At 28.9% G+C, this 22,935-nt stretch carries 27 protein-coding genes; 16 read left to right on the top strand and 11 right to left on the bottom strand.

Annotated elements, in window-relative coordinates; translation table 11 throughout:
* Positions 1-64 precede the first annotated feature (64 nt).
* The 7 genes from P161_RS0113525 (at position 65) to P161_RS0113495 (ending at position 6,616) form a co-directional block, all read left to right on the top strand.
* Complete coding sequence (locus tag P161_RS0113525; protein WP_026777472.1) at positions 65-1,549, top strand: S10 family peptidase; 1,485 nt, start codon at positions 65-67, stop codon at positions 1,547-1,549.
* Between the two features lie 12 nt (positions 1,550-1,561).
* The gene (locus tag P161_RS0113520; protein ID WP_026777471.1) at positions 1,562-3,511 is read left to right on the top strand and encodes a BatA domain-containing protein; all 1,950 of its coding nucleotides are present in this window, start codon (positions 1,562-1,564) and stop codon (positions 3,509-3,511) included.
* Positions 3,512-3,513: 2 nt separating this feature from the next.
* Positions 3,514-4,770 carry a dihydroorotase family protein gene (locus P161_RS0113515; RefSeq protein WP_026777470.1) on the top strand — a complete coding sequence of 419 codons (1,257 nt, stop codon included), beginning with the start codon at positions 3,514-3,516 and terminating at the stop codon, positions 4,768-4,770.
* Between the two features lies 1 nt (position 4,771).
* Entirely contained in the window at positions 4,772-5,116 is a 345-nt protein-coding gene (locus P161_RS0113510) for a hypothetical protein (RefSeq protein WP_026777469.1), read from the top strand.
* 132 nt (positions 5,117-5,248) lie between these two features.
* A complete protein-coding gene (locus P161_RS0113505) occupies positions 5,249-5,887 on the top strand; it encodes an alpha/beta hydrolase (RefSeq protein ID WP_026777468.1) in 639 nt (212 codons plus the stop codon).
* A gap of 181 nt (positions 5,888-6,068) precedes the next feature.
* A complete protein-coding gene (locus P161_RS0113500) occupies positions 6,069-6,299 on the top strand; it encodes a hypothetical protein (RefSeq protein WP_026777467.1) in 231 nt (76 codons plus the stop codon).
* A complete protein-coding gene (locus P161_RS0113495; RefSeq protein ID WP_026777466.1) occupies positions 6,299-6,616 on the top strand; it encodes a type II toxin-antitoxin system RelE/ParE family toxin in 318 nt (105 codons plus the stop codon). Before P161_RS0113500 ends, P161_RS0113495 begins: the two co-directional genes overlap by 1 nt.
* A gap of 150 nt (positions 6,617-6,766) precedes the next feature.
* On the opposite strand, the gene P161_RS0113490 is transcribed toward P161_RS0113495, so the two are convergent.
* The 5 genes from P161_RS0113490 to P161_RS0113470 form a co-directional block, all read right to left on the bottom strand.
* Positions 6,767-8,287: an ATP-binding protein gene (locus tag P161_RS0113490; protein ID WP_026777465.1), complete on the bottom strand. Its 1,521-nt coding sequence runs from the start codon at positions 8,285-8,287 to the stop codon at positions 6,767-6,769.
* Between the two features lie 5 nt (positions 8,288-8,292).
* Entirely contained in the window at positions 8,293-8,778 is a 486-nt protein-coding gene (locus P161_RS0113485; RefSeq protein ID WP_026777464.1) for a Rab family GTPase, read from the bottom strand.
* Between the two features lie 13 nt (positions 8,779-8,791).
* Positions 8,792-9,607 (bottom strand): hypothetical protein, encoded by an 816-nt coding sequence (locus P161_RS18640; protein WP_051605757.1) that lies wholly within the window; start codon positions 9,605-9,607, stop codon positions 8,792-8,794.
* Positions 9,608-9,961, bottom strand: a complete 354-nt coding sequence (locus P161_RS0113475) for a hypothetical protein (RefSeq protein ID WP_026777463.1) — start codon at positions 9,959-9,961, stop codon at positions 9,608-9,610.
* A 109-nt stretch (positions 9,962-10,070) separates the two neighbouring features.
* Positions 10,071-10,853, bottom strand: coding sequence for an MBL fold metallo-hydrolase (locus P161_RS0113470; RefSeq protein ID WP_026777462.1), 783 nt, complete (start codon positions 10,851-10,853; stop codon positions 10,071-10,073).
* A gap of 77 nt (positions 10,854-10,930) precedes the next feature.
* On the opposite strand from P161_RS0113470, the gene P161_RS0113465 reads away from it, so the two are divergent.
* The 4 genes from P161_RS0113465 to P161_RS0113450 are packed head-to-tail and all read left to right on the top strand — an operon-like array spanning position 10,931 to position 14,025.
* On the top strand, positions 10,931-12,379 hold the full coding sequence (locus P161_RS0113465) for a hypothetical protein (protein ID WP_026777461.1): 1,449 nt from the start codon (positions 10,931-10,933) through the stop codon (positions 12,377-12,379).
* 53 nt (positions 12,380-12,432) lie between these two features.
* Positions 12,433-12,981 (top strand): RNA polymerase sigma factor, encoded by a 549-nt coding sequence (locus tag P161_RS0113460; protein ID WP_026777460.1) that lies wholly within the window; start codon positions 12,433-12,435, stop codon positions 12,979-12,981.
* Between the two features lie 31 nt (positions 12,982-13,012).
* Positions 13,013-13,552 carry a hypothetical protein gene (locus P161_RS0113455; RefSeq protein WP_026777459.1) on the top strand — a complete coding sequence of 180 codons (540 nt, stop codon included), beginning with the start codon at positions 13,013-13,015 and terminating at the stop codon, positions 13,550-13,552.
* An 11-nt stretch (positions 13,553-13,563) separates the two neighbouring features.
* Positions 13,564-14,025: a flagellar basal body rod protein FlgC gene (locus tag P161_RS0113450; RefSeq protein WP_026777458.1), complete on the top strand. Its 462-nt coding sequence runs from the start codon at positions 13,564-13,566 to the stop codon at positions 14,023-14,025.
* A gap of 37 nt (positions 14,026-14,062) precedes the next feature.
* On the opposite strand, the gene P161_RS0113445 is transcribed toward P161_RS0113450, so the two are convergent.
* From P161_RS0113445 to kdsB, 4 genes are all read right to left on the bottom strand, one after another.
* Entirely contained in the window at positions 14,063-14,260 is a 198-nt protein-coding gene (locus P161_RS0113445; RefSeq protein WP_026777457.1) for a hypothetical protein, read from the bottom strand.
* 126 nt (positions 14,261-14,386) lie between these two features.
* Positions 14,387-14,647 (bottom strand): hypothetical protein, encoded by a 261-nt coding sequence (locus tag P161_RS0113440; RefSeq protein WP_026777456.1) that lies wholly within the window; start codon positions 14,645-14,647, stop codon positions 14,387-14,389.
* A gap of 41 nt (positions 14,648-14,688) precedes the next feature.
* A complete protein-coding gene (locus P161_RS0113435) occupies positions 14,689-15,381 on the bottom strand; it encodes an HAD family hydrolase (RefSeq protein WP_026777455.1) in 693 nt (230 codons plus the stop codon).
* The gene (gene kdsB / locus P161_RS0113430; RefSeq protein ID WP_026777454.1) at positions 15,374-16,108 is read right to left on the bottom strand and encodes a 3-deoxy-manno-octulosonate cytidylyltransferase; all 735 of its coding nucleotides are present in this window, start codon (positions 16,106-16,108) and stop codon (positions 15,374-15,376) included. Before kdsB ends, P161_RS0113435 begins: the two co-directional genes overlap by 8 nt.
* Positions 16,109-16,209: 101 nt before the next feature.
* Between kdsB and P161_RS19535 the strand changes: the two genes are divergently transcribed.
* Both P161_RS19535 and P161_RS0113420 read left to right on the top strand, forming a co-directional pair.
* The gene (locus tag P161_RS19535; protein ID WP_026777453.1) at positions 16,210-16,377 is read left to right on the top strand and encodes a lmo0937 family membrane protein; all 168 of its coding nucleotides are present in this window, start codon (positions 16,210-16,212) and stop codon (positions 16,375-16,377) included.
* Positions 16,378-16,805: 428 nt separating this feature from the next.
* Complete coding sequence (locus tag P161_RS0113420) at positions 16,806-17,720, top strand: hypothetical protein (RefSeq protein WP_026777452.1); 915 nt, start codon at positions 16,806-16,808, stop codon at positions 17,718-17,720.
* A gap of 48 nt (positions 17,721-17,768) precedes the next feature.
* Here the strand turns inward: P161_RS0113420 and P161_RS0113415 are convergent, their stop codons facing one another.
* Both P161_RS0113415 and idi read right to left on the bottom strand, forming a co-directional pair.
* Complete coding sequence (locus P161_RS0113415; protein ID WP_026777451.1) at positions 17,769-18,185, bottom strand: 6-carboxytetrahydropterin synthase; 417 nt, start codon at positions 18,183-18,185, stop codon at positions 17,769-17,771.
* Positions 18,178-18,696, bottom strand: coding sequence for an isopentenyl-diphosphate Delta-isomerase (idi, locus tag P161_RS0113410; RefSeq protein ID WP_026777450.1), 519 nt, complete (start codon positions 18,694-18,696; stop codon positions 18,178-18,180). The genes P161_RS0113415 and idi overlap by 8 nt, the downstream gene beginning before the upstream one ends.
* Positions 18,697-18,816: 120 nt before the next feature.
* Between idi and P161_RS0113405 the strand changes: the two genes are divergently transcribed.
* The 3 genes from P161_RS0113405 to P161_RS0113395 all read left to right on the top strand — a co-directional run bounded on the left by P161_RS0113405 (position 18,817) and on the right by P161_RS0113395 (position 22,917).
* Positions 18,817-19,578, top strand: a complete 762-nt coding sequence (locus tag P161_RS0113405) for a peptidylprolyl isomerase (protein ID WP_026777449.1) — start codon at positions 18,817-18,819, stop codon at positions 19,576-19,578.
* Positions 19,579-19,736: 158 nt separating this feature from the next.
* Positions 19,737-21,329 carry a peptide chain release factor 3 gene (locus P161_RS0113400; protein ID WP_026777448.1) on the top strand — a complete coding sequence of 531 codons (1,593 nt, stop codon included), beginning with the start codon at positions 19,737-19,739 and terminating at the stop codon, positions 21,327-21,329.
* 4 nt (positions 21,330-21,333) lie between these two features.
* Positions 21,334-22,917, top strand: coding sequence for a hypothetical protein (locus P161_RS0113395; protein WP_026777447.1), 1,584 nt, complete (start codon positions 21,334-21,336; stop codon positions 22,915-22,917).
* Positions 22,918-22,935: the final 18 nt, after the last annotated feature.

Raw genomic sequence — 22,935 nt, 5'->3', positions numbered from 1 at the left:
AGAAATTAACAACCTATCAATATTAATTTTTTTTATGATAATTTAGTCTTTTAATTCAAACATCATGAAAAAAATTCTTTTTGTTCTCGTTTTTTTAAGTTATCAATGTATTACTGCTCAGGATTCTAGAATCCCTTTAGACACCACTGTAATTACTACAAATTCTGTAATTATTAAAGGTAAAAACGTTCCATACAAAGCCATGACTGGTATGCAACCAGTTTGGAACAGCAATGGAAAAATTGTAGCGACTTTAAATTATACCTATTATTCAAGAACTGATGTAAAAGACAATTCTAAAAGACCTTTAATTATGTCTTTTAATGGTGGTCCTGGTTCTGCCTCTGTTTGGATGCATATTGCATATACAGGTCCAAAAATTTTAAAGATTGATGATGAAGGAAATCCAATTCAACCTTATGGAATTCAAGACAATCCTTATTCTGTGCTAGATGTTGCTGATATAGTTTTTATAAACCCAGTAAACACTGGTTATTCAAGACCAGTTTTAGAAAAAGGAGAAAAAATTGATGAAAAATATTTCTTTGGCGTAAATGCTGATGCTAAATATTTAGCAGATTGGTTAACGACGTTTATGACTAGAAATAATCGTTGGTTATCTCCAAAATATATTATTGGTGAAAGTTATGGAGGCACAAGAGTTATGCAATTGGCAAACGAATTGCAAGGCAGACAATGGATGTATTTAAATGGTGTAATTATGGTTTCGCCTGCAGATTATAAAGTAATTAGAACTGGTGGTTCTGAAGATATTGCCATGAATTTACCTTATTTTACAGCAACTGCTTGGTATCATAAAATGTTACCTGCAGATTTACAACAAAAAGATTTAGAAGAGATTTTACCAGAAGCCGAACTTTTTTCTTACAACGAATTATTACCTGCAATTGCTAAAGGTGGCAATATTACTGATGAAGAACGAAATTCGGTTGCAGAAAAAATGGCACGTTTTACAGGCATTAAAAAACGAGTTTTATTACAGCAAAATTTAGAAATGAAACCAAGTTTTTTCTGGAAAGAACTTTTACGAGACAAAACAGGCCAAACTATTGGACGTTTAGATAGCAGGTATTTAGGAATTGATAGACAAGAAATTGGTACAAGTCCAGATTATAGTCCAGAATTAACTTCTTGGCTGCATTCTTTTACGCCAGCTATAAATTATTACACACAAAACATTTTAAACTTTAAAACCGATGTAAAATACAATATGTTTGGACCCGTTGGCAATTGGGATTTTGAAAACGAAGATGCTAGAGAAAGTCTACGAAAAGCAATGGCTCAAAACCCATATTTACAAGTTTTAGTGCAATCTGGTTATTATGATGGAGCCACCACATACTCAGTTGCAAAATACACAATGGGTAAAATTGATCCAAGTGGAAAGATGAAAAATAGGATGAGTTTTAAGGGATATAGAAGTGGACATATGATGTATTTACGTAAAGAAGATTTAGAAAAAGCTAACGAAGATTTGCGTTCTTTTATCAAAAAAAGTTCAGAAAATATTGGCGCTGCTAAATACTAATTCAACCACTAAATGCAATTTAAAAATCCTGAAGTTTTATACTTTTTAGCACTGTTAATTATCCCCATAATTATACATCTTTTTCAGTTGCAAAAATTTGTAAAAGTGCCTTTTACCAATGTTGCTTTTTTAAAGAAGTTAGTACAACAAACTCGTAAAAGTTCACGCATCAAAAAGTGGTTAATTTTAGCTACTAGAATGCTATTATTTACAGCGATACTTTTTGCGTTTTCTCAACCGTATTTTAGCAATAAAACTACAGAGACAAAACAGCATACTTTTATTTATTTAGACAATTCTTTAAGCACAAATGCAACTGGAGAAAAAGGAAATTTACTAAAAATAGCGGCGCAAGAAATTATCGAAAATGCTTCTGAAAAAGATATGTATTCATTACAAACTAATACTAATCTTTCTTCGGACATTTCTTTTGAAGAACTTAAAACAGCACTTTTAAACATTAAAAATACCGCTAAAAAAATAGATGTAAGCACTATTTTACTAAAAATAAAGAGCATCAACAAAAAGCAAACAAACACTTTATATAAAAACATACTAATATCTGATTTTCAGAATACTTACAATAACGAGTTTACAAATGTAACACCTGCTTTTTCGGTCATAAAACTAGAGGCTTCCAAGAAAAATAACATTTCTATTGACAGCGTTTTTATCAACAACACAAATACCGAAAACTTAACTGTAAATATTCTTGTAAATAATCAAGGGGAAGCAAAAAACAACATTCCTATTGCTATTTTTAATGATGAAAAACTGATTAGCAAACAATCCTTCTCTATTGATAAAAACTCGACAAAAACTATTTTATTTACCATTCAGAATCAACCAAAATTTTTAGGAAAAATAACCCTTACTTTTAGCGATACTTTTTCTTTTGACAACACGTTTTATTTTAGCTTAAATTCAACCAAAAAAATAAACGTTTTAAGCATTGGAAATAGTACTGATTTCTTATCCAAAATTTACACAAAAGACGAATTTAATCTTACAGAATCCACCGTTCAAAATGTGAATTATAATAGCATTCCAAAACAACAAATTGTTCTCCTAAATGAGTTAGAAAACATCCCAGAAAGTTTATCTAAAAGCCTACTAGATTTCTCTAAAAAAGGAGGCACAATTGTAATGATTCCAAATTCAAAAATAGAACTACAATCGTATAATTTATTTTTGAATTCTATTTCAAATGTAAAAATACAATCAAAGATTTCTGACACTTTAAAAATTACAAATATCAATTTCAGTCACCCTTTATTTCAAAATGTTTTTTCTAAAAAAGTAAACAATTTTCAATATCCGATTGTAAAAAGCCACTACCCTATTCTATCAAAAAATAGCAGTAAAATTATCTCTTTTGAAAACGGAACAGACTTTATAAGTCAAATAAATAATGCTGATGGAAACATCTTTTGGGTTTCGAGTTCGCTATCTAAAGAAAATAGCAACTTTTTAAATTCGCCTTTAATTGTGCCCGTTTTTTATAATTTCGGAAAATTGAGCTTTCAACACTCGAAATTATTTTATCATTTAGATAGTGAAAATGTGATTGATGTTGAAACTGAAATCGAAAAAGATGAAATTTTATCGATTGTAAATGTAGCTTCTTCATTTATTCCTGCTCAACAAACCTATCAAAATAAAGTAACGATTACCACAAAAGAGAATCCAACTGAGGCTGGTTTTTATCACATTATCAGAAAAAAAGATACCTTACAAACCATCGCTTTTAACAATCCTAAAGAAGAGAGTTTGTTGCAATTTTTAGACATTAATAGTGTAAAAGATGTCAATTCAGACATCAATTTTTCTTCATCAATTGAAGATTTTTTCATCAACCTGAATAATAAAAACGAAGTTCATTGGCTTTGGAAATGGTTTTTAGCCTTGGCAATTGTATCTTTGTTATTAGAAATTTTGATTTTAAAATTCTATAAACCATGAGTATGAGTACGCTTCTTAAAAACGCAACCATTATAGATGCCACAAGTCCTTATCATCAACAAAAAAAAGACATTTTAATTAGTGATGGAAACATTGAAAAAATTGCAGATTCCATTGCACAAAAAGAGAATTACACCCTTGTAAACGTAGAAAATTTACACGTTTCTTGTGGATGGTTTGATACCAGTGTTTCTTTGGGAGAGCCTGGTTTTGAAGAAAGAGAAACCATTAAAAACGGTTTGCAAGTGGCTGCAAAAAGTGGTTTTACGGCTATCGCTGTAAATGCAAACACAAATCCTGTTATCGATTCGAAATCGGATGTTGAGTTTTTAATTAACAAAGCTCAAAATGCTGCTGTAAAATTGTACCCAATTGCTGCTTTAACAAAAAACAGCGAAGGTGTTGACATGGCTGAATTGTATGACATGCAACAATCTGGAGCAGTCGCCTTTGGCGATTACAACAAACCTATTGAGAATGACAACTTAATGAAAGTTGCACTTTTGTACGCTCAAAATTTTAATGGTTTAGTGTTGAGTTTCCCAAAAAACAACAAAATTGCTGGAGAAGGCATTGCTAACGAAGGTATTAATAGCACTAAATTGGGCTTGAAAGGAATTCCTGCTTTGGCTGAACACATTCAAATTGCAAGAGATTTATTTTTGCTAGAATATACAGGAGGCAAATTGCACATTCCAACAATTTCATCAGCAAAATCGGTTGAATTAATAAAAGATGCCAAGAAAAAAGGCTTGAAAGTTACTTGCAGTGTTGCTGCTCATCATTTGGTTTTAACCGACAATGAACTGCATGGTTTTGATAGTAATTTTAAAACGAATCCGCCTTTAAGAACTAAAGACGATATAAAAGCGTTGCAAAAAGCAGTAAAATCTGGTGTGATTGATGTTATTACTTCCGATCATAATCCTATTGATATTGAACATAAAAAAGTAGAATTTAGCGAAGCTAAAGATGGTGTTATTGGTTTAGAAAGTGCTTTTGGAGCTATGAATTCAGTTTTAGAATTGGATGATTTTATCAATTGTATTACCACTAAACCTAGAGAAATTTTTGGAGTTGAAAATCACGCTATTAAAAAAGGAAATATTGCTGATATTACTTTATTCAATCCAAATACTGAAATAACTTTTACGAAAAACGATATTCTATCAACGTCTAAAAACAGCCCTTTTATCAGCAAAAAATTAAAAGGTAATGTTTATGGAATTTTCGCAAACAATCAATTAATTTTAAAGTAAAATGGATAGAATAAACATAAATACCGAAAAAACCATTAGCAATGGAAAAATTCCTGCCATTATTAGTCACTTTTGGATTATTGGTATCATCATTGCTTTTGCATTGAATTTAAACGAAAAAAACACTTTTACAAGTTTTTACATACGACAAATGATTGGTTTAAATTTAGTTCAACTTTTAAATGGTGTTTTAATTTATAAATCTTTAGGAGCTACTGCTAGTTGGATTGTTGGAGTTTTCCTTTTTATAGGTTGGATAATTTCTTTATTTGGTTCCTTTAAAGGGGAAGAAAAATTGATACCCTATATTGGAGAATATTTTCAAAAATGGTTTATTGGGTTTTAAAACAATATTCCTAAAATGCAATTTTAATAAATTACGAATACAAAATCCTATCGAAAAGTTGGATTTAATAACACGTCTATTTTGAATTTATAATGCAATCATTACTTCAAAATTGAACATCACAAAAAAAATATGAGTTTAGAATATAGTATCAGAAAACCAACGAAAGAAACTAAAAACCCACCTTTATTAATTTTATTACATGGTTATGGAAGCAATAAAGAAGATTTATTTTCTTTTGCTGAAGAATTGCCTGAAGAATTATTAATTATAAGTGCACAAGCACCTTACGAAATGGGTTATGGAGGCTATGCTTGGTATGCTATTAATTTTGATGCTGTAAAAGGTAAATTTTCCGATTTAAAACAAGCTAGGGAATCTTTAACAAAAATTGCTGATTTTATTGATGAAATTAAAGAAAAATACAACACAAATCCTGACAAAACCTTTTTATTAGGATTTAGTCAAGGTGCTATTTTAAGTTATTCTTTGAGTTTTATGTATCCAAACAAAGTACAGCATGTAATTGCTTTGAGTGGCTATATAAATGATGAAATGATTCCGAAAACGATCTCTAAAGACATCAAAACTGATTATTATTGTTCTCATGGCTCTGTAGACCAAGTTTTACCTGTAGATTGGGCAAGAAAAAGCAAACCTTTTTTAGACAATATAGGTTTACAAAATGTATATTCCGAATACAATGTTGGGCATGGAGTTGCTCCACAAAACTTTTATAGTTTTAAAAAGTGGATTGAAGAGAGGTTGTAGGAAGGGGATTTTTCCTGTTGATTTTTTATTTTTTAATCTCTTAACTTCGTTAACTTTACATATAACGAATTAATACTCGTAATATTTAACCAAGTTAACAACAAGCAAATAAAAATCCATCAATTAAAGAAAAATAGATAATAAATTGAAATTTTAGTATCTTTGGTAAAAGCAAATTAAAATGAGTTTAGAAACCCGAAAAATAGAATTTGTACAAGAATTTTTAAATCTTCAAAGTGAAGATATCGTTTCTCGTCTTGAAAAAATATTAAGGAAAGAAAAAAAGACTTCCGAGAAAATACTTGAACCAATGACTATAGCTGAATTTAATGAACGAATTGACAAATCAGAATCTGACTTTAAAAATAATCGATTTAAAAGCAGTTCTGAACTTTTAGCGAAATACGAATAATGACATTTGAAATTATTTGGTCTGAATTTGCAGAAACTGAACTTGACAAAATTTACGAATATTATAAAAAAGAAGTTAACGAGAGATTAGCAAAAAAAATCACTAAAGGAATCATTAATGAACCAAAAAAATTAATAAACTTATCTTTTATTGGTCAAGAAGAGCAATTACTTAAAGAACGAAAAACTGAGTACAGATATATAATTTATACAAACTATAACATAATCTATTCAGTAGATATTGAAAATGGACTTATTAAAATCGCTGATGTTTTTGATACTCGACAATATCCATTAAAAATAAAACGAACGAAATAACTAAAGCCAGTTGCAAAAAAGTATAAAAAAAATACTGGTAAAAGCTTACTTACGAAAATCCTCAAGGATTTTCTTGGTCCGTGTTTTATTTAGTAACTTTATTACTTAAAATACATAACTTTTCTTATACACAAACGTTAGCAAAACCACCTACAAACACCCTTCAATTTTCCCAATCAATTCATCAAACTTATAAGGTTTAAAAATAACATCTGTAAAACCAATTTTTAAATAATTTTCTTTGTGTTCTTGTGTGGCATTTCCTGTTAAAGCTAAAAACGGGATTTGATTGTTTTTCTTAAAAGTTGCTTTTTGTTGAATTAAAGTATCTCCTGTTATTTCTGGCATGTTAATATCTAAAATAGCAAGATCAAAATCTTGTACGTTTAATATTTCTAAGGCTTCTAAGCCATTTTTTGCAACAGTTATAATTACTTCTTCTTTATTTAAAATATGTGAAGTTATTTTTTGATTCAACAAATCATCATCTGCCAATAAAATTCGTTTTCCTTGTAAACTTTTTTTGGTTGATTTTTCAACTTCAGTAATTGGCTTCTTAACTGTATTTAGAACCTTTTTAAACGGAATTTCCACATAAAAAGTTGTGCCCACATTCAATTTACTTGCTACAGTTATAGAGCCATTCATAGCACCCACCAAACGTTTTACAATTGATAACCCTAAACCTGCACCCCCAAAAACTCGGTTATCATCTAATTCTGTTTGCCTATATTCCTCAAAAATCTTTGCAGTTTGTTCATCAGTCATTCCTCTGCCTGTGTCTGTAATTTTGAATCTAATTTCAGCTGATTTTTCATTTTCTGATATAATTTCTGTTTGAACAGAAACTTTACCTTCTTTGGTAAATTTAAGTGCATTATTCATCAAATTCGCCAAAATTTGATTCACTCTAACTCCATCTCCTATTAAAGTTGCTGGAATTTTAGTTGAAGTAGAAATTTCTAAAGCAACAAAATCGTTTGTATGCTGATTTTTAAAATTGATAAAATTACTTTGTACAATTTTATTCACGTTAATTTCCTCTAAAGCCAACTCTAATTTACCAGCTTCAATTCTGGATAAATCTAAAATATCATCTACAATAACTTTTAAGTTTTTACCAGAAAACGCTAAATAGCTCACATATTCTCTAACTTTATCGCTCAAATTTTCTTCAGCAATCATGTTGGTATATCCTAAAATGGTGTTTAAAGGATTCCGAACTTCATGACTCATAATTGCCAAAAAACGTGACTTTTCTTCGTTTGCTTTGTCTGATGCTTTTCTTAAAATAGCCAACTCTTTATTTTTCTCTGAAATTTCTCTTTTCATAAAAAATAAATCATTCCTATTTTGATTTAACTCAGTAATAACTTTATAAACACTTGTTCTATTATGTAGTAAAATTGTAATTTCTTCACCATCTTTAAACAATTCTACATCTGTATTGTATTCTTTATTTTTTGAAGTGATCACCATTCCTTCCATCAAAAAAGACTCTTTTTCTGGAAGCAACTCTAAAGTTCCGAATAAAAATGGGCAAGTTTCAAAAATTGAAGTATCAACAACAAACTCTTCAATAGCAAATTTACCAGCAAGTATGTTTTTAATAATACCTTGTTGGTTGGTAATTACTTCTAAAAAAACATTTTCAATTTTAGCTGGCGTCAAAAGTTTTATTTTAGAGATTGTTTGGCAAGAATTGTAAAAGCATCTTCTACATTTTCGTTTTCTTTTGCACTGGTAATTAAATCTACAGGAATTTCAATTATTTTTTTAACTTGATCTATTTCGTTAGCTGTTAACAAATCTTTTTTATTACCAACTACTAAAATTTCTTTTAAACCCGATAATTGTTTAACGACTTCCAATTGATTTTTTAAATTTAAATAGGTTTCCTCTCTATTTAAATCGAACACATACATAGCAGCACTGGCTCCTAAAAAATAAGCTTTTGGTACTTTTTCATCATCTTTTGTACCAGCAACATCCCAAATTAACAGTTTAATTTGCTCACCATTTAAACTTACAATTTTTGTACTTACTCGAACTCCAATGGTACTAATATAATCTTCAGAAAATTCGTTTAAAACAAATTGCCTTATTAAAGATGTTTTACCAACACCAAAATTACCAACAAGAAGTACTTTTTTTGCAATCATATTGAAAAGAGTTTTATGCTGGGGCTTTTATTAAAATGTTTTCGATTAAAGCATTTAGCCTTATTTCATCTGATAAATAAGTTCTATCTCGTAAAATTTTTTCTGCTAAAGTGTTTAAGTTGTCTGACAATTCTTCTTTGAATTCAGAAGTAATAACGCCAGAAGTTGCAGTGGCAATATATATCGATTTAAAGTTATACATGGATAACTGAAAAGTTTCAAATTTAATATCTTCTAAATCTTGACCTTGCTTAGAAAAGGCATCTTCAGCAAAAGATTTAATTGCGGTTAACATTCCAGAAATCATGTCTTTATCTGCAATATTACCTCTTGAATAACTACCAATTAACAAACCTGAGTTTTCTTCAATCACAAAAACTTCTTCTATGGTTGCTGCAAAAACGGTTTGTAAAACATCTTCTGCATCTGTTTTTTTTCCTTTAAATAATCTTTTTAAAATATGTTTTAATGAGAATTTATCGTTGATAGTTTTATTAATGGTATCTGAAAGTTTTGTAATTTCTGCGACAATAAATTTCTGAATCAATTTACCCATAATTGGGTAAAGAGCTTCTACGACTTCGTCTTGAGATTCTCTAATTTGAACTTTTATAGCTTGCGTAACTTGATCGCCAAAATAATCAGAAAAATTATCTTTTAAATCGTCAATTTTGTTATCTATAACAGGTTTAACCTCATTTTTAAAATCCTCTTTCTTTAAAAATTCATTTCTTAAAGATTCAAATTCTTTTCTGTCTTCTGTTAATAAAAGTTCTTTTAGTAGTTCAAATCGATTTTCTTTTTTATGATCTACAGGTAGGTTTTCCATTTATTCTTGCAACATCTGTGCAATTTTCTCTAAAGCTTTTCCTAATTTTCTTCTGTCAGCTTTTTCATCATCTAAATCTGCCAATTTTTTATCTAAATCATCGGTCATATCTTGAAACCTATGATCTACTAAACTTTCTAAATCAGCTAGTTTATTTTCGATATTGGCTACTGCATCAGCTAATGCTTTGGCATTTTTTTCTTGAAGTATGTTTATTTTATCGTAAACATCTGCAATTTCAGAATCGTATTTTTGGATATTTTCTCCAAATATCAGGTCTCTTACTGCTGCAATTCTAGAATCAACTTGCTGGTTAGAAGCTGGTTCATTATTTTCTTCGGAATTTTTTGTCATTTTATATTTGTTAGATTGGTAGTGCTATTTACACTTTTTAGGTTTCACTAAATAGCTGTAAATAATAGCTTTGTAGACAAATATACACTAAATATCAAATTATAAAAATCTATACAATAATTTTTAAACCATCAAAAGCTAAAAAAACATTTTTTGGTAAATTTTTAGTAACCTGTTCATGAAAACCTAATTTATGGCTTATATGCGTAAAATATGCTTTTTTAGGCTGCAATTCTTCTATAAAATTTAAGGCTTCTTGTAAATTAAAATGCGTGGGATGTTCTTCAATTCTTAAAGCATTTACAACCAAAACATCTAAATTTTTAAGCTTGTCTTTTTCTGAACTCTCAATACTTTTAACATCTGTTAAATACGCAAAATCTTGAAATCTATAGCCTGTAACTGGCAAATTTCCGTGCATAACTTCTATAGGAGTTACCTTTAAATCATCCACGTAAAAAGCGTTTTCATCTACAATATTTGGGCACACACTTGGCGCTCCTGAATATCTATTTTCTTTGCAAAAAATATATTCAAATCGTTTTTCCAAACTAACTAAAGTTCTTTGATTTAGATAAATAGGCATCTCTCCTATTTTGTAGCAATAAGGTCTTAAATCGTCAATCCCAGCTGTGTGATCTGAATGTTCGTGCGTAAAAAAAACGCCATTTATTAGCGCTACATTTTCACGTAACATTTGCTGTCTAAAATCTGGGCCACAATCTATGGTGTATGTTACATCGTCCCAAGAAATTAAAATAGAAGATCTTAAACGTTTGTCTTTTATGTCTTTTGACAAACAAACAGGATCTTTACTAGCAATCATTGGAATGCCTTGTGAGGTTCCTGTTCCTAAAAAAGTAATCGTTAACAGTTTTTTATCAGTATTCATTGCAACAAAAATAAGATAAAAATTGACTGGTAGCGTTCTAATTTAGTACATTTGTTTACGAAATTAAAAATCCATACATGGCAATTTCTTTAAGAGGAGATCAAGAAATTAGTAGTGTACCCACTACTAAAAGTAAAGCATTAAGAATAAATTTAAACACAGATATTTACGGAACTTTTGCAGAAATTGGAGCAGGACAAGAAACTGCGCGTAATTTCTTTAGATCTGGAGCTGCTTCTGGAACTATTGCAAAAGCAATGAGTGCTTATGATAAAGATTTCTCTGACGCCATTTATGGAATGGAAGAAGACAAACGTTATGTAACTCAACCTCGTTTGCAAACCATGTTACGTCATGAAATTGACTTGATTGAAGACAGGTTAAGCAGACAAAAACATCCTGATAAATTATTTTTTAGTTACGCAAATACAGTTACAACAATCGATTTTGCAAGAAAATTTAAAGGCCATGGTTGGGTTGGAATTCGTTTTCAATTAGATCCTTTAGAAGGTTATAATGAAATTGTTTTGCACTTACGTTTTAAAGAAACAGATGCTCGTTTGCAACAGGAAACGCTTGGTATTTTGGGTGTAAACTTAATTTATGGTGCTTTTTATTTAAATGATAACCCTAAAGAATTGGTAAAATCTTTTTACGATAACTTAGGAAATCATCAGCTAGAAATTGATATGATTAATTTCTCTGGGCCACGTTTTATGTATGTTGATAACAGATTGATGAGTTTACAACTCCTTAAAAACGGCATGACAAACGCAGTTATGTTTGGACCTGATGGAAACAACTTATTACCTGCTCAAGTACTTTACAAAAAAAACATTTTAGCTTTACGTGGCAGTTTTAGGCCTGTTACAAAAGTAAACATGGATATGTTTGAACAATCCAAAAAAATGTTTTTAAACGAAACAAAAGTAAAGGAGGAAAAAACACAAGTTATTTTTGAAATTACGTTAAGTAATTTAACTGCAGAGGGTAAAATTAATGAAAGAGACTTTTTAGACAGAGCAGAATTACTATGTTCTTTAGGACAAAATGTAATGATTACCAGCTTTCAACAATATTATAAATTGGTAGAGTATTTTAGCGAATTCACCAAAGAAAGAATGGCTTTGGCTATGGGCGTTTACAATTTAATTCAAATTTTTGAAGAAAAATACTATCGAGATTTAAGTGGTGGTATTTTAGAAGCCTTTGGTAAATTATTCCACAGAGATTTAAAAGTTTATATGTATCCTTATCATGATCAAGAAGCTGATGAATACATAAACAGCACCAACTTAAAAGTACACCCAAGAGTTAAGGAATTGTATAAGTTTTTTAATAATAATGGTAGACTTGTAGATATTAAAGATTTTGATAAAAATAGTTTGGATATTTTTTCTAGAACCGTTTTAAAAATGATTATGGATGGTGAAAAAGGTTGGGAAGAAATGTTACCAGAAGGTATTGCAGAAACCATTAAACAAAAACGTTTATTTGGTTACTCTAGAACTAGAGGCAAAAATTAAATCTCTTAATTAAACCTTTTTTCTATTTTTCTGTCTAATTATAAAAATGGTTTTTGATAGACGAAATTACATTAGTAGAACAACTACAGAATCCTAAAACCAGAGACAAAGCTTTTGGTGTTTTAATAACGCAATACAAACAACGTTTGTATTGGCATATTCGTAAAATTGTATTGGTACATGATGATGCAGATGATGTATTACAAAATACTTTCGTTAAAATTTTTAGAAATATCAATAAATTTAATAGAGAAAGTAAATTGTATTCTTGGATGTATAGAATTGCCACTAACGAATCTATTACTTTTATTAATAAGAGAGCCAAAGAAAGAAATGTAGATATTTCTGATTATCATGAACAATTGGCAAGTACTTTAGAAAGTGATGTGCATTTTTCTGGTGATGAAATTCAACTTATTTTACAAAAAGCAATTGCTACTTTACCTGTAAAACAACAGCTTGTTTTTAATATGAAATATTTTGAGGAATTAAAATATGGGCAAATATCAGAAATTTTAGAAACCTCTGTTGGTGCATTAAAAGCGTCTTATTTTCATGCAGTTAAGAAAATAGAAAAATATATAAAAACAAAAACAGATTAAACCTTTTTGCATTTTAAAGGTCTAAATAACAATGGAAAATGAACTAAAAAATAGCGTTGAATACATCAACAATAAAGTTGGCAAAAAAACTGGTTTTTCTGCACCAACCAATTATTTTGATACTTTAGAAGATAGCATTCTAACAAAACTTGCTGAAGAAAATTTTGGCAACAAAAGTGCATTTAAAGTACCAGAAAATTATTTTGATGATTTAGAAAATAACATTTTACAAAGAATTTCATCCGAAGAAAAAGAAACAAAAGTTATTTCTTTTAAAGAACGTATTTTTAAATTGATTCCAATTGCAGCAGCTGCATCTATCATCTTATTTATTGGTTTAAATGCTTTTGTTTTTAACACCATTGATGAACTAACATTAGATTCACTTTCTAATAGTGATATTGAATATTGGCTAGATACAAACACAATTCATTCTACTGATATTTCGACAGTTTACGAAGATGATATTTTAGAAGAAAACGAATTTTTATTTACTGAAATTAAAGATGAAAGCATTGAGGACTATATAAACTCAATAGACAATACATCTTTATTAAATGAATTGAATTAAAAGTATATATCATGAAAAAAATAATCCTTTTTATAAGCATTTCTCTTTTTTACGTACTGGCTATAAATGCCCAAACTAGAGAGGAAAGTAGAGAAAAAATAAAGGCTTTAAAGGTTGCTTACTTAACAGAACAATTGAGTTTAACAACTGAAGAAGCTCAAAAATTTTGGCCTATTTATAATAAGTTTGATAAAGAACAAAATGATTTACGAATTAATTACAAATCAGTTCTAAGACAATCCATTAAAAGTACTGAAGAAATTGACAGTTTAAATGAAGCCGATGCAAAAAAATTGATAGCTTTAAAACTTCTTACAGACAAGCAATTGTATGAATCTCAAAAAAACTTTATTATTAAAATGGAAGGAATTTTATCAGCTAAAAAAATAATAAAGCTACAAATTTCTGAAATGGATTTTGCTAGAAAATTAATGAAAAAGTATCGAAAAAAACGATCAGATTCAAAAGATTAAAATCATAAAAAAAAGGAGCTATTTTAGCTCCTTTTTTTTATGATTTTATGAGATTTAAACAGACAAATAGCTCTGGTTTATTTGCTGTAAATTGTTTTAGCCAAATTGTTAATTCTTGAATTTCAAAAGGCAATAATCTTTGTAAAGATTTCTCTAATTCTCTACAAAACAATTCTGAATTAAAACTTACTTTTTTCAAAATTATCTTGGTGTACTCAAACATTGCTCTAGCCATTTTTAAAAATTTAATGTTACTATCTAAACGTAATTTCCTGTTTTTTATTACTTTACCAAATATAATAAAAAAACCAACATATATCTTAAATGTTGGTCTTAAATTTTTGTTTACAAATTGTTAAATTTATAAGCTGTTTACTTTTTCAACCAAAGCTTTAGCTTTCGTTTCTAACTCTTGATTAATTGCTTTGTAATGCGCCTTTTTGTTTTCAACATTTTTTGCGTTTACTTTTGCAATTAAACCATCAAAAGTTTCAATAGCTTCATCTACAATTTGGTCTCCTTTTTTTTGCTCGTTTTTTAAGGTTGATACATCTAAAGTATATTCAATAACATCACCTAAAACGTAATTAATATCTTTTTTTAAATTCTTAATATTTGCCATAATTTCTTATTCTTTAAGTGCTGCAAAGTTAGGGTATTTATTTAAAAGAGCGTTAAAACATCTTTGATATTTGAAACTGTTTTATAAGTTGCTTTTCCTGATTCTTGTTCAGAAACTTCTTCATGTACCCAAGTTGTATGGAATGGAACATGAATTGCAGCTGCTCCTATTTTTATCAATGGTAAAACATCCGATTTTAAAGAATTCCCAATCATTAAAAATTGTGAAGGATCAATATCTAAATGCTGTATCAATTTAAGATAATCTTTCTCTTTTTTATCACTCATAACTTCTATATGATGAAAGTATTTGAGCAAGTTCGATTTTTCTAATTTGCGTTCCTGATCTAACAAATCTCCTTTTGTAGCAACAATTAATTTGTATTTACCTTGTAGATTATCTAAAACATCCTCAATGCCCACCAATAATTCTATGGGTTTATCAAGCATATTTTTACCAATGTTTAAAATAGCTTCAATTGTTTTTTGCTGAATTTGGAAATTAGATAGTTCCAAAGCACACTCAATCATCGACAAGATAAAACCTTTTACTCCATAGCCATAATGCGTTAAATTTTTTATTTCGGTTTTAAAAAGTTCTTGATCTATTTTATTTTTGGTTTCGTATTTTGATAATAGTTCTGCAAATTCATTTTCTGCTTCTCTAAAATAGGTTTCGTTTACCCATAAAGTATCATCAGCATCAAACGCAATTACTTTTATATTTTTATACATTTTTTAAATATTGAATTGCTTTTTCTAAATCTTTTGGTGTATCAATTCCAACAGCTTCCACATCTGTTTCTACCATTTTTATTTTTTTGCCAATTTCTTGATAACGAATTGCTTCAATTTTTTCGGCAGCTTCCAAGGGTGTAATTGGTGTTGTATAAAAATCTAACAACGCTTGTTTTCTAAAGGCATAAACACCTTTATGTTTATAATATTTTACGGCAATTTCTTTATCTCTATGATAAGGAATTACGCTTCTAGAAAAGTAAATTGCTAAATTATTTACATCTGTAATTACTTTTACATTATTAGGATTCTCGATATCTTCTTGGTTCGTAATTTGAACTTTTAAGGAAGCTAAATCAATTTCTTTTTTTTCATCAGCTTTAAAAACTGCTACTAATTTTGTTAAAGAAACGGTATCTATAAAAGGTTCATCTCCTTGCACATTAATTACAATATCTGCATCAATATTTTGCACAGCTTCTGCAATTCTATCAGAACCACATTCGTGTTCTTTTATACTCATTATTACGTTTCCACCTGCTTTTTGTATGGTTTCAAAAATAATATCAGAATCTGTAACTACATAAACATCATCAAATAAATTAGTTTTTAAGGTAGCTTCGTAAGTTCTTACAATTACTGGTTTGCCACCCAAATCTTTCATCAATTTACCAGGAAAACGTGAAGCACTATATCTTGCTGGAATCATTGCAATTACTTTCATTATATAAAATTTTAGGTATCAAAGATAATATTTAAATGGATAGCGTTAATTTCAGTTTCATATTGTGCATATTTTTACGACGAACTAAAAAAACAGAAATTATGAGAAGTATATTATGGTTAGTAGCAGTTATTTGTATAGTTGTATGGTTATTAGGCTTTTTAGGAGTAATAGCAGGAATGGCTACTGGAAATTTAATTCATATTTTATTAGTAATCGCAATTATTAGTATTTTATATAATCTAATTACAGGTAGAAAACCTTTGTAGATTTTACAATAAAAATAAAAATATTTAAAAAAAGTTCAAGAATATATCTTGAACTTTTTTATTGGCTAAAAAGAATCTATTCTTCTTAAAATCAGCGCAATAAAAATATAAAATTACTTTTTTTTAATAAAATGATCACCCAAAATTAAGCCTATTTTTAAAAAAAATTACTTGGTACAGAAAAATAGTCAGGAAAAGATATAAGTGAATCTGAAAGAAAAAGGTAAAAATATTTTAATGAATAAAATTATATAATTTTTATGCAAATTTAAGTTTGAAATAGGCTAAAACTCTAAAAGTTTTAGTATTTTTATTCTTGAATTCCTCAATTTGTTAAATTTAATTTTTTTGGCATGAAAAATGCAATTTATTCTTGAATAATTACATTTTACATGTGTTGTAATATGTGCAGATAATCCTATTAACAATTGAGAAAAACCATTCTTTTCGTATTTTTTTTATTTATAATTTCCAACATTTTTAGCAATGATAGAACTTTATACGTAGATAATTTTAGCAACATTATTGGCAGCCCAAATAAAGAAGATAAATTGCTTCTTTTTGCTATGAGAAACGATTTTAAAACTTTAATCTTATATGATTTAAATAAAGTTGATAAAATTTGGTCTTTATCTGACCCAAGAAAAAATAATGTTTTAGCCGAATTTATATTAAAAGCCAAGACCGAATTTAAAATTAAAAATATTGGTGCTTCTGGAGAATCTGCTTCTTTTTTTACAAATACAATAAACCTTTATAATAACTCTAGAAACAAACCTGATGAAAAGTTTGATATTTATAATTTAGAATATGAATATTGGTCCAACAAAGCATCTGGAGATAATGGTTATTATTGCGAAAATTATTTAAAGGCAAACTCTTCTCCTTGCAATAGAGAAGGTTCTTTTAATTTTTTTATTGAAAATTTAAAAGAACTCAAAGAACTGTCTAAAAATAATAGTCATTCTATAAAAATAGATGCATATGTTGGTTATTATTCTCAGGAAGAAATTAAACTAATTGCTAAATATTCTGATAGGCTAATTGTGCAAGCTTATGGCAGGAATCCACAAACAAGTTTTAAATTCGCTAAGAAAAATTTAGAGCACGTTTTAAAGAATAACAGTAAAATAAAAACATCCATCGTATTTTCTACAAGAATGGATAAAATGGGTTACTTTTTTAAATTTAATGATTTAGAAAAAAGTGAAAGCCTATTTTTTGATGTTATGAATGATCACAGTACCAACTTTAAGAAAAATTTAAATCTTGATGGTTTTAGTTATCATACTTTTAGTTTTTTAGAAAAATCTGTTAGCTACTATTCTTACAGACAGAATTAAAGTATGATAAAGTATCATTTTATATTAGCTGAATAGCTCAAATAAAATTTACAAATCGCCAGCATAACTCACAAAATTTCTTGGAGTTTCATAAAGAGTTACTTTTAAATCCAAATGAGTTGGAATATGTTTTCTTAATTTATCGTAAATAACAACGGCTATATTTTCTGCTGTAGGATTCAAATTTTTAAATTCTTCCACATCAATATTTAAATTTTTATGATCAAAACTGTTTTCAATTTCAGCTTTAATTAACGAACTTAAAATACCTAAGTCATATACATAACCAGTTTCTTTATCAATTTCTCCAGTTAAAGAAACAATCAATTCGTAATTATGACCATGAAAATTAGGATTGCTACATTTGCTAAAAACTTCAAAGTTTTTTTCTTCAGACCAATCTTTTCTATACAACCTATGAGCTGCATTAAAATGTGCTTTTCTATGTACTGTAACTTTAGGCATTTATTAATTTATCAAAAGATTTATCAAAAATTATTTTAAACCACTCAGTGTAAATTTCAGGATTGTTTTCAATATCCTTTTTTACATCTTGCAAAGACATCCATTTGTACGCTTCAACTTCCTCTTTATTAATATTTGGCTTGTCTTCAAAATTACCAACTAACACAAAATCAAATTCGTGTTCTGTTAAACCATTATCAAAAGGTGCTTTGTAAATAAAAGAAAAAACTTCTTTTAAATCGGTTGTAAAGCCCATTTCTTCTTGCAAACGTCTTCTACCTGCTTCCACATTACTCTCTCCTTCTCTTTGGTGAGAACAACAAGTATTTGTCCATAATAAAGGCGAATGATATTTACAGGCTGCTCTTTGTTGCACCATTAATTCTCCTTTTTTATTAAAAACAAATACGGAAAATGCTCTGTGTAAAACAGCTTTTTCGTGTGCTTCCATTTTAGGCATTAAACCTATTTGGTTATTTTTTTCATCAACTAAAACAACTAATTCTTCCATATTTGCAAATATAGAGGAATCAAATAGCAATAAAAACTTAAAATTATTATAAAATCATAAGATTTATCTATTCTTTTATGTTGATCATTTATCTTTGGATTTCATAAAATACATTTAAAAGTGAAGTTTTTATTTCGATTATTTATTTTAATTCTTTGTATAATCTGTTATCAATGTGATGCTCCCAAAAAAAAGGATAACCTAAAAAAGGAAAAACCTAAACAAGAAATCTCAAAAACTGAAAATATCATTGAAGAAGACACTCTAGAAACAAAAGAAGCTGAAAATATCATTGAGGAGGACACTTTAGAAACAAAAGAAACTGAAAAATGGAATAGCCTAAACAGTTCAAATACCGAGGAATTTTTATTAGAATATGGCAAACGAAATCCAGAAACCAAAGTAATCATCAAAACTAAATTTGGCGATATAAAAATTCGTTTATTTGAAGATGTTCCTGCTCATAGAGCTAGCTTTATTTACCTTACAAAAAACAAATATTTCAATACCACTGTTATTTATAGAGTTGCCAAAAATTTTGTAATTCAAGGAGGAAATTCCGATAATTACTTAACAATAGAAGAGAGAACAAGACATGGAAATTACTTAATAGAACCTGAATTTAAAAAACATAGAATTCACAAATATGGTTCTTTGGCTGCTGCTAGAGAATGGGATAATAACCCTAATAAACTATCCAATCCTTTTGAGTTTTATGTGGTTCAAAATAAAAAAGGAGCTCCTCATTTAGATAATCAACATACCGTTTTTGGAGAAGTTTTTGAAGGCTTTGATACCATGACAAAAATATCTAAAGTACAAGTTGGTGAAGATGATTGGCCAGTTGACGAAATTCCAATTACTGTTGAAATTTTAGAATAAAAAAGGTTTCTAGTTTAAGCTTTTATCTAAGGCAAAAAAAAATCAATTTTAATATTGATCAGCATCAAAAAACAGCAAAAAAAGCATCTTATTTTCAAACAGAAATCAACCTAAAAATTTATAGAATAAAACCTATCTTTGCACCTCAAATTTTGTAGATGAGTTTTTTAAAAGAAATAGCACGTAGAAGAACATTTGGTATCATTTCGCATCCAGATGCTGGTAAAACTACACTTACTGAAAAATTATTATTATTTGGTGGCGCCATTCAAGAAGCAGGTGCTGTAAAAAATAATAAAATTAAAAAAGGCGCAACTTCCGATTTTATGGAAATTGAGCGTCAAAGAGGAATTTCTGTAGCAACATCTGTCTTGGCTTTTATTTACAAAGACAAAAAAATAAACATTTTAGATACTCCTGGTCACAAAGATTTTGCAGAAGATACTTTTAGAACTTTAACTGCTGTAGATAGCGTTATTGTTGTAATTGATGTTGCAAAAGGTGTAGAACCACAAACCGAAAAATTAGTAGAAGTTTGTAGAATGAGAAGCATACCTATGTTGGTTTTTATCAATAAATTGGATAGAGAAGGAAAAGATGCTTTCGATTTGTTAGATGAAGTTGAGCAAAAATTAGGTTTGCGAGTTACACCAATGAGTTTCCCAATTGGAATGGGATATGATTTTAAAGGGATTTACAATATTTGGGAAAAGAAATTAAACCTTTTTTCTGGTGATAATAAAACCACAATTTCAGAGGGAATTGAGTTTGATGATTTATCAAACCCAGAATTAGATAAAATTGTTGGTAAAAAAGCAGCAGATACTTTACGTGAAGAAATTGAATTAATTAGTGAGGTTTATCCTGATTTTAATAGAGACGAATATTTACAAGGAGAATTACAACCCGTTTTTTTTGGTTCTGCTTTAAATAATTTTGGCGTTAAAGAATTGCTAGAAGCTTTTATTGAAATTGCTCCTTCTCCTCAACCTAAAAAAGCTGAGGAACGTTTAGTAGATTCTAAAGAGAAAAAAATGACTGGTTTTGTGTTTAAAATCCATGCAAATATGGATCCTAAACACAGAGATAGATTGGCTTTTATAAAAATAGTTTCTGGAACTTTTAAAAGGAATTCGCCATATTTACATGTTAGAAATGGCAAAAAAGTTAAGTTTTCGAGTCCGAATGCATTTTTTGCTGAAAAGAAAGAAATTGTAGATGAATCTTTTCCTGGCGATATTGTAGGAATTCACGATACAGGAAACTTTAAAATTGGAGATACACTTACTGAAGGTGAAGATTTAAACTTTAGAGGAATTCCAAGTTTTTCTCCAGAACATTTTAGGTATGTAAATAATGCAGACCCAATGAAATCTAAACAACTATACAAAGGTTTAGATCAGTTGATGGATGAAGGTGTTGCTCAATTATTTATTCTAGAAATGAATGGACGAAGAGTAATTGGTACTGTTGGTGCTTTACAATTTGAAGTTATTCAATATAGATTAGAGCACGAATATGGCGCAAAATGTACCTACGAAAATTTAAGCGTTCACAAAGCTTGTTGGGTAGAACCACAAGACAAAAAAAACGATGAATTCAAAGAGTTTAAACGTGTAAAACAACGTTATTTAGCAAAAGATAAACAAGGTCAATTGGTGTTTTTGGCAGATTCAGCTTTTACAATTCAAATGACACAGAGTAAATATCCTTCTGTAAAATTGCATTTTACAAGTGAATTTAAAAAATAATTTGATGAAGAAAATTCTATTTTTATTAGTTGTTCTTTTAAGCTACAATAGCTTTTCTCAAGAGTTTAATCTAGATAATTTAAAAGGGAAAGAATTAAAAAATAGTATCCGCTTAAATTATATTTTAATAGATCAACCAGATAGAACTTATACATATGGAGATGGAAGTACCTATCAACTAGACCCAACCATGGGTTTATTTGGCTTAAATTACAACATTCCCTTAAATGATTGGTTGTATACAGGTGCTGGTTTTCACGGTGCTGTTTATGGAGATCAAGGAGGTTTATTTACCTTAGGTATTAATTTAGGAGTCAATAAACAACTGTATAAAAATTTATATTTTGATGCCAACATCCATTTTGGTGGTGGAGGTGGTTTTAGAAGTTTGGTAAATGGAGGTGGAATTATATATCCAAATGCTGGTTTACAATATAAAACTGATGAGTTTGCTTTTGGTATTCAATATGGTTACGTAAATTTCTTTACAGGAGTTCAAAAAGGAGATAATATTTCTTTCTTTGTAGAAATACCAACGACCATCAGAGCTGCTTCCTATAAAGATGCAGCAGAAAAATTTGAAGTAAACAATAATTCTGAAGATGAATTTTGGCAAAAACCAGCAGTAAAAAGTGTTCAACAAATAACTTTCGATTATCTTTTTCCTATTGGTGATACCAGAAATGATGGAATTGGAAACTTTAACAACACAACTCCTATTACACAAACATTAAGCCTTATTGGTTTTGAATATCAACGATATTTAACAAAAAACACTTTTGCTTATGCACATGTAGATGCTATGTATGGTGGTTTAAGAGCTGGTTTTATGGATGTTTTTATCGGAATTGGTAAAAACTTTATAGAAACAGAATATGTAAACTTTTTCGCTAAAATGGGACTTGGTGCAGCTGGAGGTAGAATTTTTCCTGAAGGTGGTTTAACAATGTACCCAAGTTTAGGTGCTGATGTTAAAATTACCGAAAAAATTGGTGTAAGTCTTCATGGAGGGTATCACAGATCAGTTGGTGGAACTTTTGAAGCCTATACAGCTGGTTTTAGCTTAAAATATTATGGTTTAAGTGGAGGAACAAAAGACCCTTTTTCATCAGAAAAAATCAAACAAATAAAAACTCAAGGTGTTCAAATAGGTTTTCAAAATCAAACGTATTTTGATGTTGCCATTCTTGATAAACCTGATAATGACTTACAACTATTAGCCGTAAAAATAAATTATGATATCAACAAACGTTTTTATGTAGCTGGTGAAGCTTCATTTGCTTATTTAGGTGGTGCAGGTGGTTATGCTCATGGAATTTTTGGGTTAGGTGTAAAATCAAATAAGTTTTTAAACGATAATTTTTCATTATTTGTAGAAGCTGCAGGTGGTGTTGCTGGTGGTGGTGGAGTTGATTCTGGAGAAGGTGTTTTAGTAAGACCAACAATTGGTTTAAATTATCACGTAACAGATGATTTAACTTTCCATGCTTCTGGAGGACAGATGTGGTCTCCTTATGGAAATGTAAATTCATCAAACATCAATATTGGATTGTCTTATGGATTATCCATCTTAAATGCAAAGAAATAAGTTTAGTAAACTCAATTA

The sequence above is a fragment of the Polaribacter sp. Hel_I_88 genome, assembly GCF_000687935.1.
Taxonomy (GTDB): domain Bacteria; phylum Bacteroidota; class Bacteroidia; order Flavobacteriales; family Flavobacteriaceae; genus Polaribacter.
The sequence above is the reverse complement of the archived record's forward strand: the minus strand, read 5'-3'. Positions and strand labels throughout refer to the sequence as shown.

Coding starts and splice junctions, on each gene's coding strand:
- idi (WP_026777450.1), bottom strand. CDS start 18,696: ATGGAAGAATTAGTTGTTTTAGTTGATGAAAAAAATAACCAAATAGGT.
- P161_RS0113505 (WP_026777468.1), top strand. CDS start 5,249: ATGAGTTTAGAATATAGTATCAGAAAACCAACGAAAGAAACTAAAAAC.
- P161_RS0113440 (WP_026777456.1), bottom strand. CDS start 14,647: ATGGCAAATATTAAGAATTTAAAAAAAGATATTAATTACGTTTTAGGT.
- P161_RS0113395 (WP_026777447.1), top strand. CDS start 21,334: ATGAAGAAAATTCTATTTTTATTAGTTGTTCTTTTAAGCTACAATAGC.
- P161_RS0113445 (WP_026777457.1), bottom strand. CDS start 14,260: ATGGCTAGAGCAATGTTTGAGTACACCAAGATAATTTTGAAAAAAGTA.
- P161_RS0113485 (WP_026777464.1), bottom strand. CDS start 8,778: ATGATTGCAAAAAAAGTACTTCTTGTTGGTAATTTTGGTGTTGGTAAA.
- P161_RS0113520 (WP_026777471.1), top strand. CDS start 1,562: ATGCAATTTAAAAATCCTGAAGTTTTATACTTTTTAGCACTGTTAATT.
- kdsB (WP_026777454.1), bottom strand. CDS start 16,108: ATGAAAGTAATTGCAATGATTCCAGCAAGATATAGTGCTTCACGTTTT.
- P161_RS0113510 (WP_026777469.1), top strand. CDS start 4,772: ATGGATAGAATAAACATAAATACCGAAAAAACCATTAGCAATGGAAAA.
- P161_RS0113500 (WP_026777467.1), top strand. CDS start 6,069: ATGAGTTTAGAAACCCGAAAAATAGAATTTGTACAAGAATTTTTAAAT.
- P161_RS0113515 (WP_026777470.1), top strand. CDS start 3,514: ATGAGTACGCTTCTTAAAAACGCAACCATTATAGATGCCACAAGTCCT.
- P161_RS0113470 (WP_026777462.1), bottom strand. CDS start 10,853: ATGAATACTGATAAAAAACTGTTAACGATTACTTTTTTAGGAACAGGA.
- P161_RS0113450 (WP_026777458.1), top strand. CDS start 13,564: ATGAAAAAAATAATCCTTTTTATAAGCATTTCTCTTTTTTACGTACTG.
- P161_RS0113400 (WP_026777448.1), top strand. CDS start 19,737: ATGAGTTTTTTAAAAGAAATAGCACGTAGAAGAACATTTGGTATCATT.
- P161_RS0113415 (WP_026777451.1), bottom strand. CDS start 18,185: ATGCCTAAAGTTACAGTACATAGAAAAGCACATTTTAATGCAGCTCAT.
- P161_RS0113465 (WP_026777461.1), top strand. CDS start 10,931: ATGGCAATTTCTTTAAGAGGAGATCAAGAAATTAGTAGTGTACCCACT.
- P161_RS19535 (WP_026777453.1), top strand. CDS start 16,210: ATGAGAAGTATATTATGGTTAGTAGCAGTTATTTGTATAGTTGTATGG.
- P161_RS0113435 (WP_026777455.1), bottom strand. CDS start 15,381: ATGTATAAAAATATAAAAGTAATTGCGTTTGATGCTGATGATACTTTA.
- P161_RS0113495 (WP_026777466.1), top strand. CDS start 6,299: ATGACATTTGAAATTATTTGGTCTGAATTTGCAGAAACTGAACTTGAC.
- P161_RS0113475 (WP_026777463.1), bottom strand. CDS start 9,961: ATGACAAAAAATTCCGAAGAAAATAATGAACCAGCTTCTAACCAGCAA.
- P161_RS18640 (WP_051605757.1), bottom strand. CDS start 9,607: ATGGAAAACCTACCTGTAGATCATAAAAAAGAAAATCGATTTGAACTA.
- P161_RS0113525 (WP_026777472.1), top strand. CDS start 65: ATGAAAAAAATTCTTTTTGTTCTCGTTTTTTTAAGTTATCAATGTATT.
- P161_RS0113455 (WP_026777459.1), top strand. CDS start 13,013: ATGGAAAATGAACTAAAAAATAGCGTTGAATACATCAACAATAAAGTT.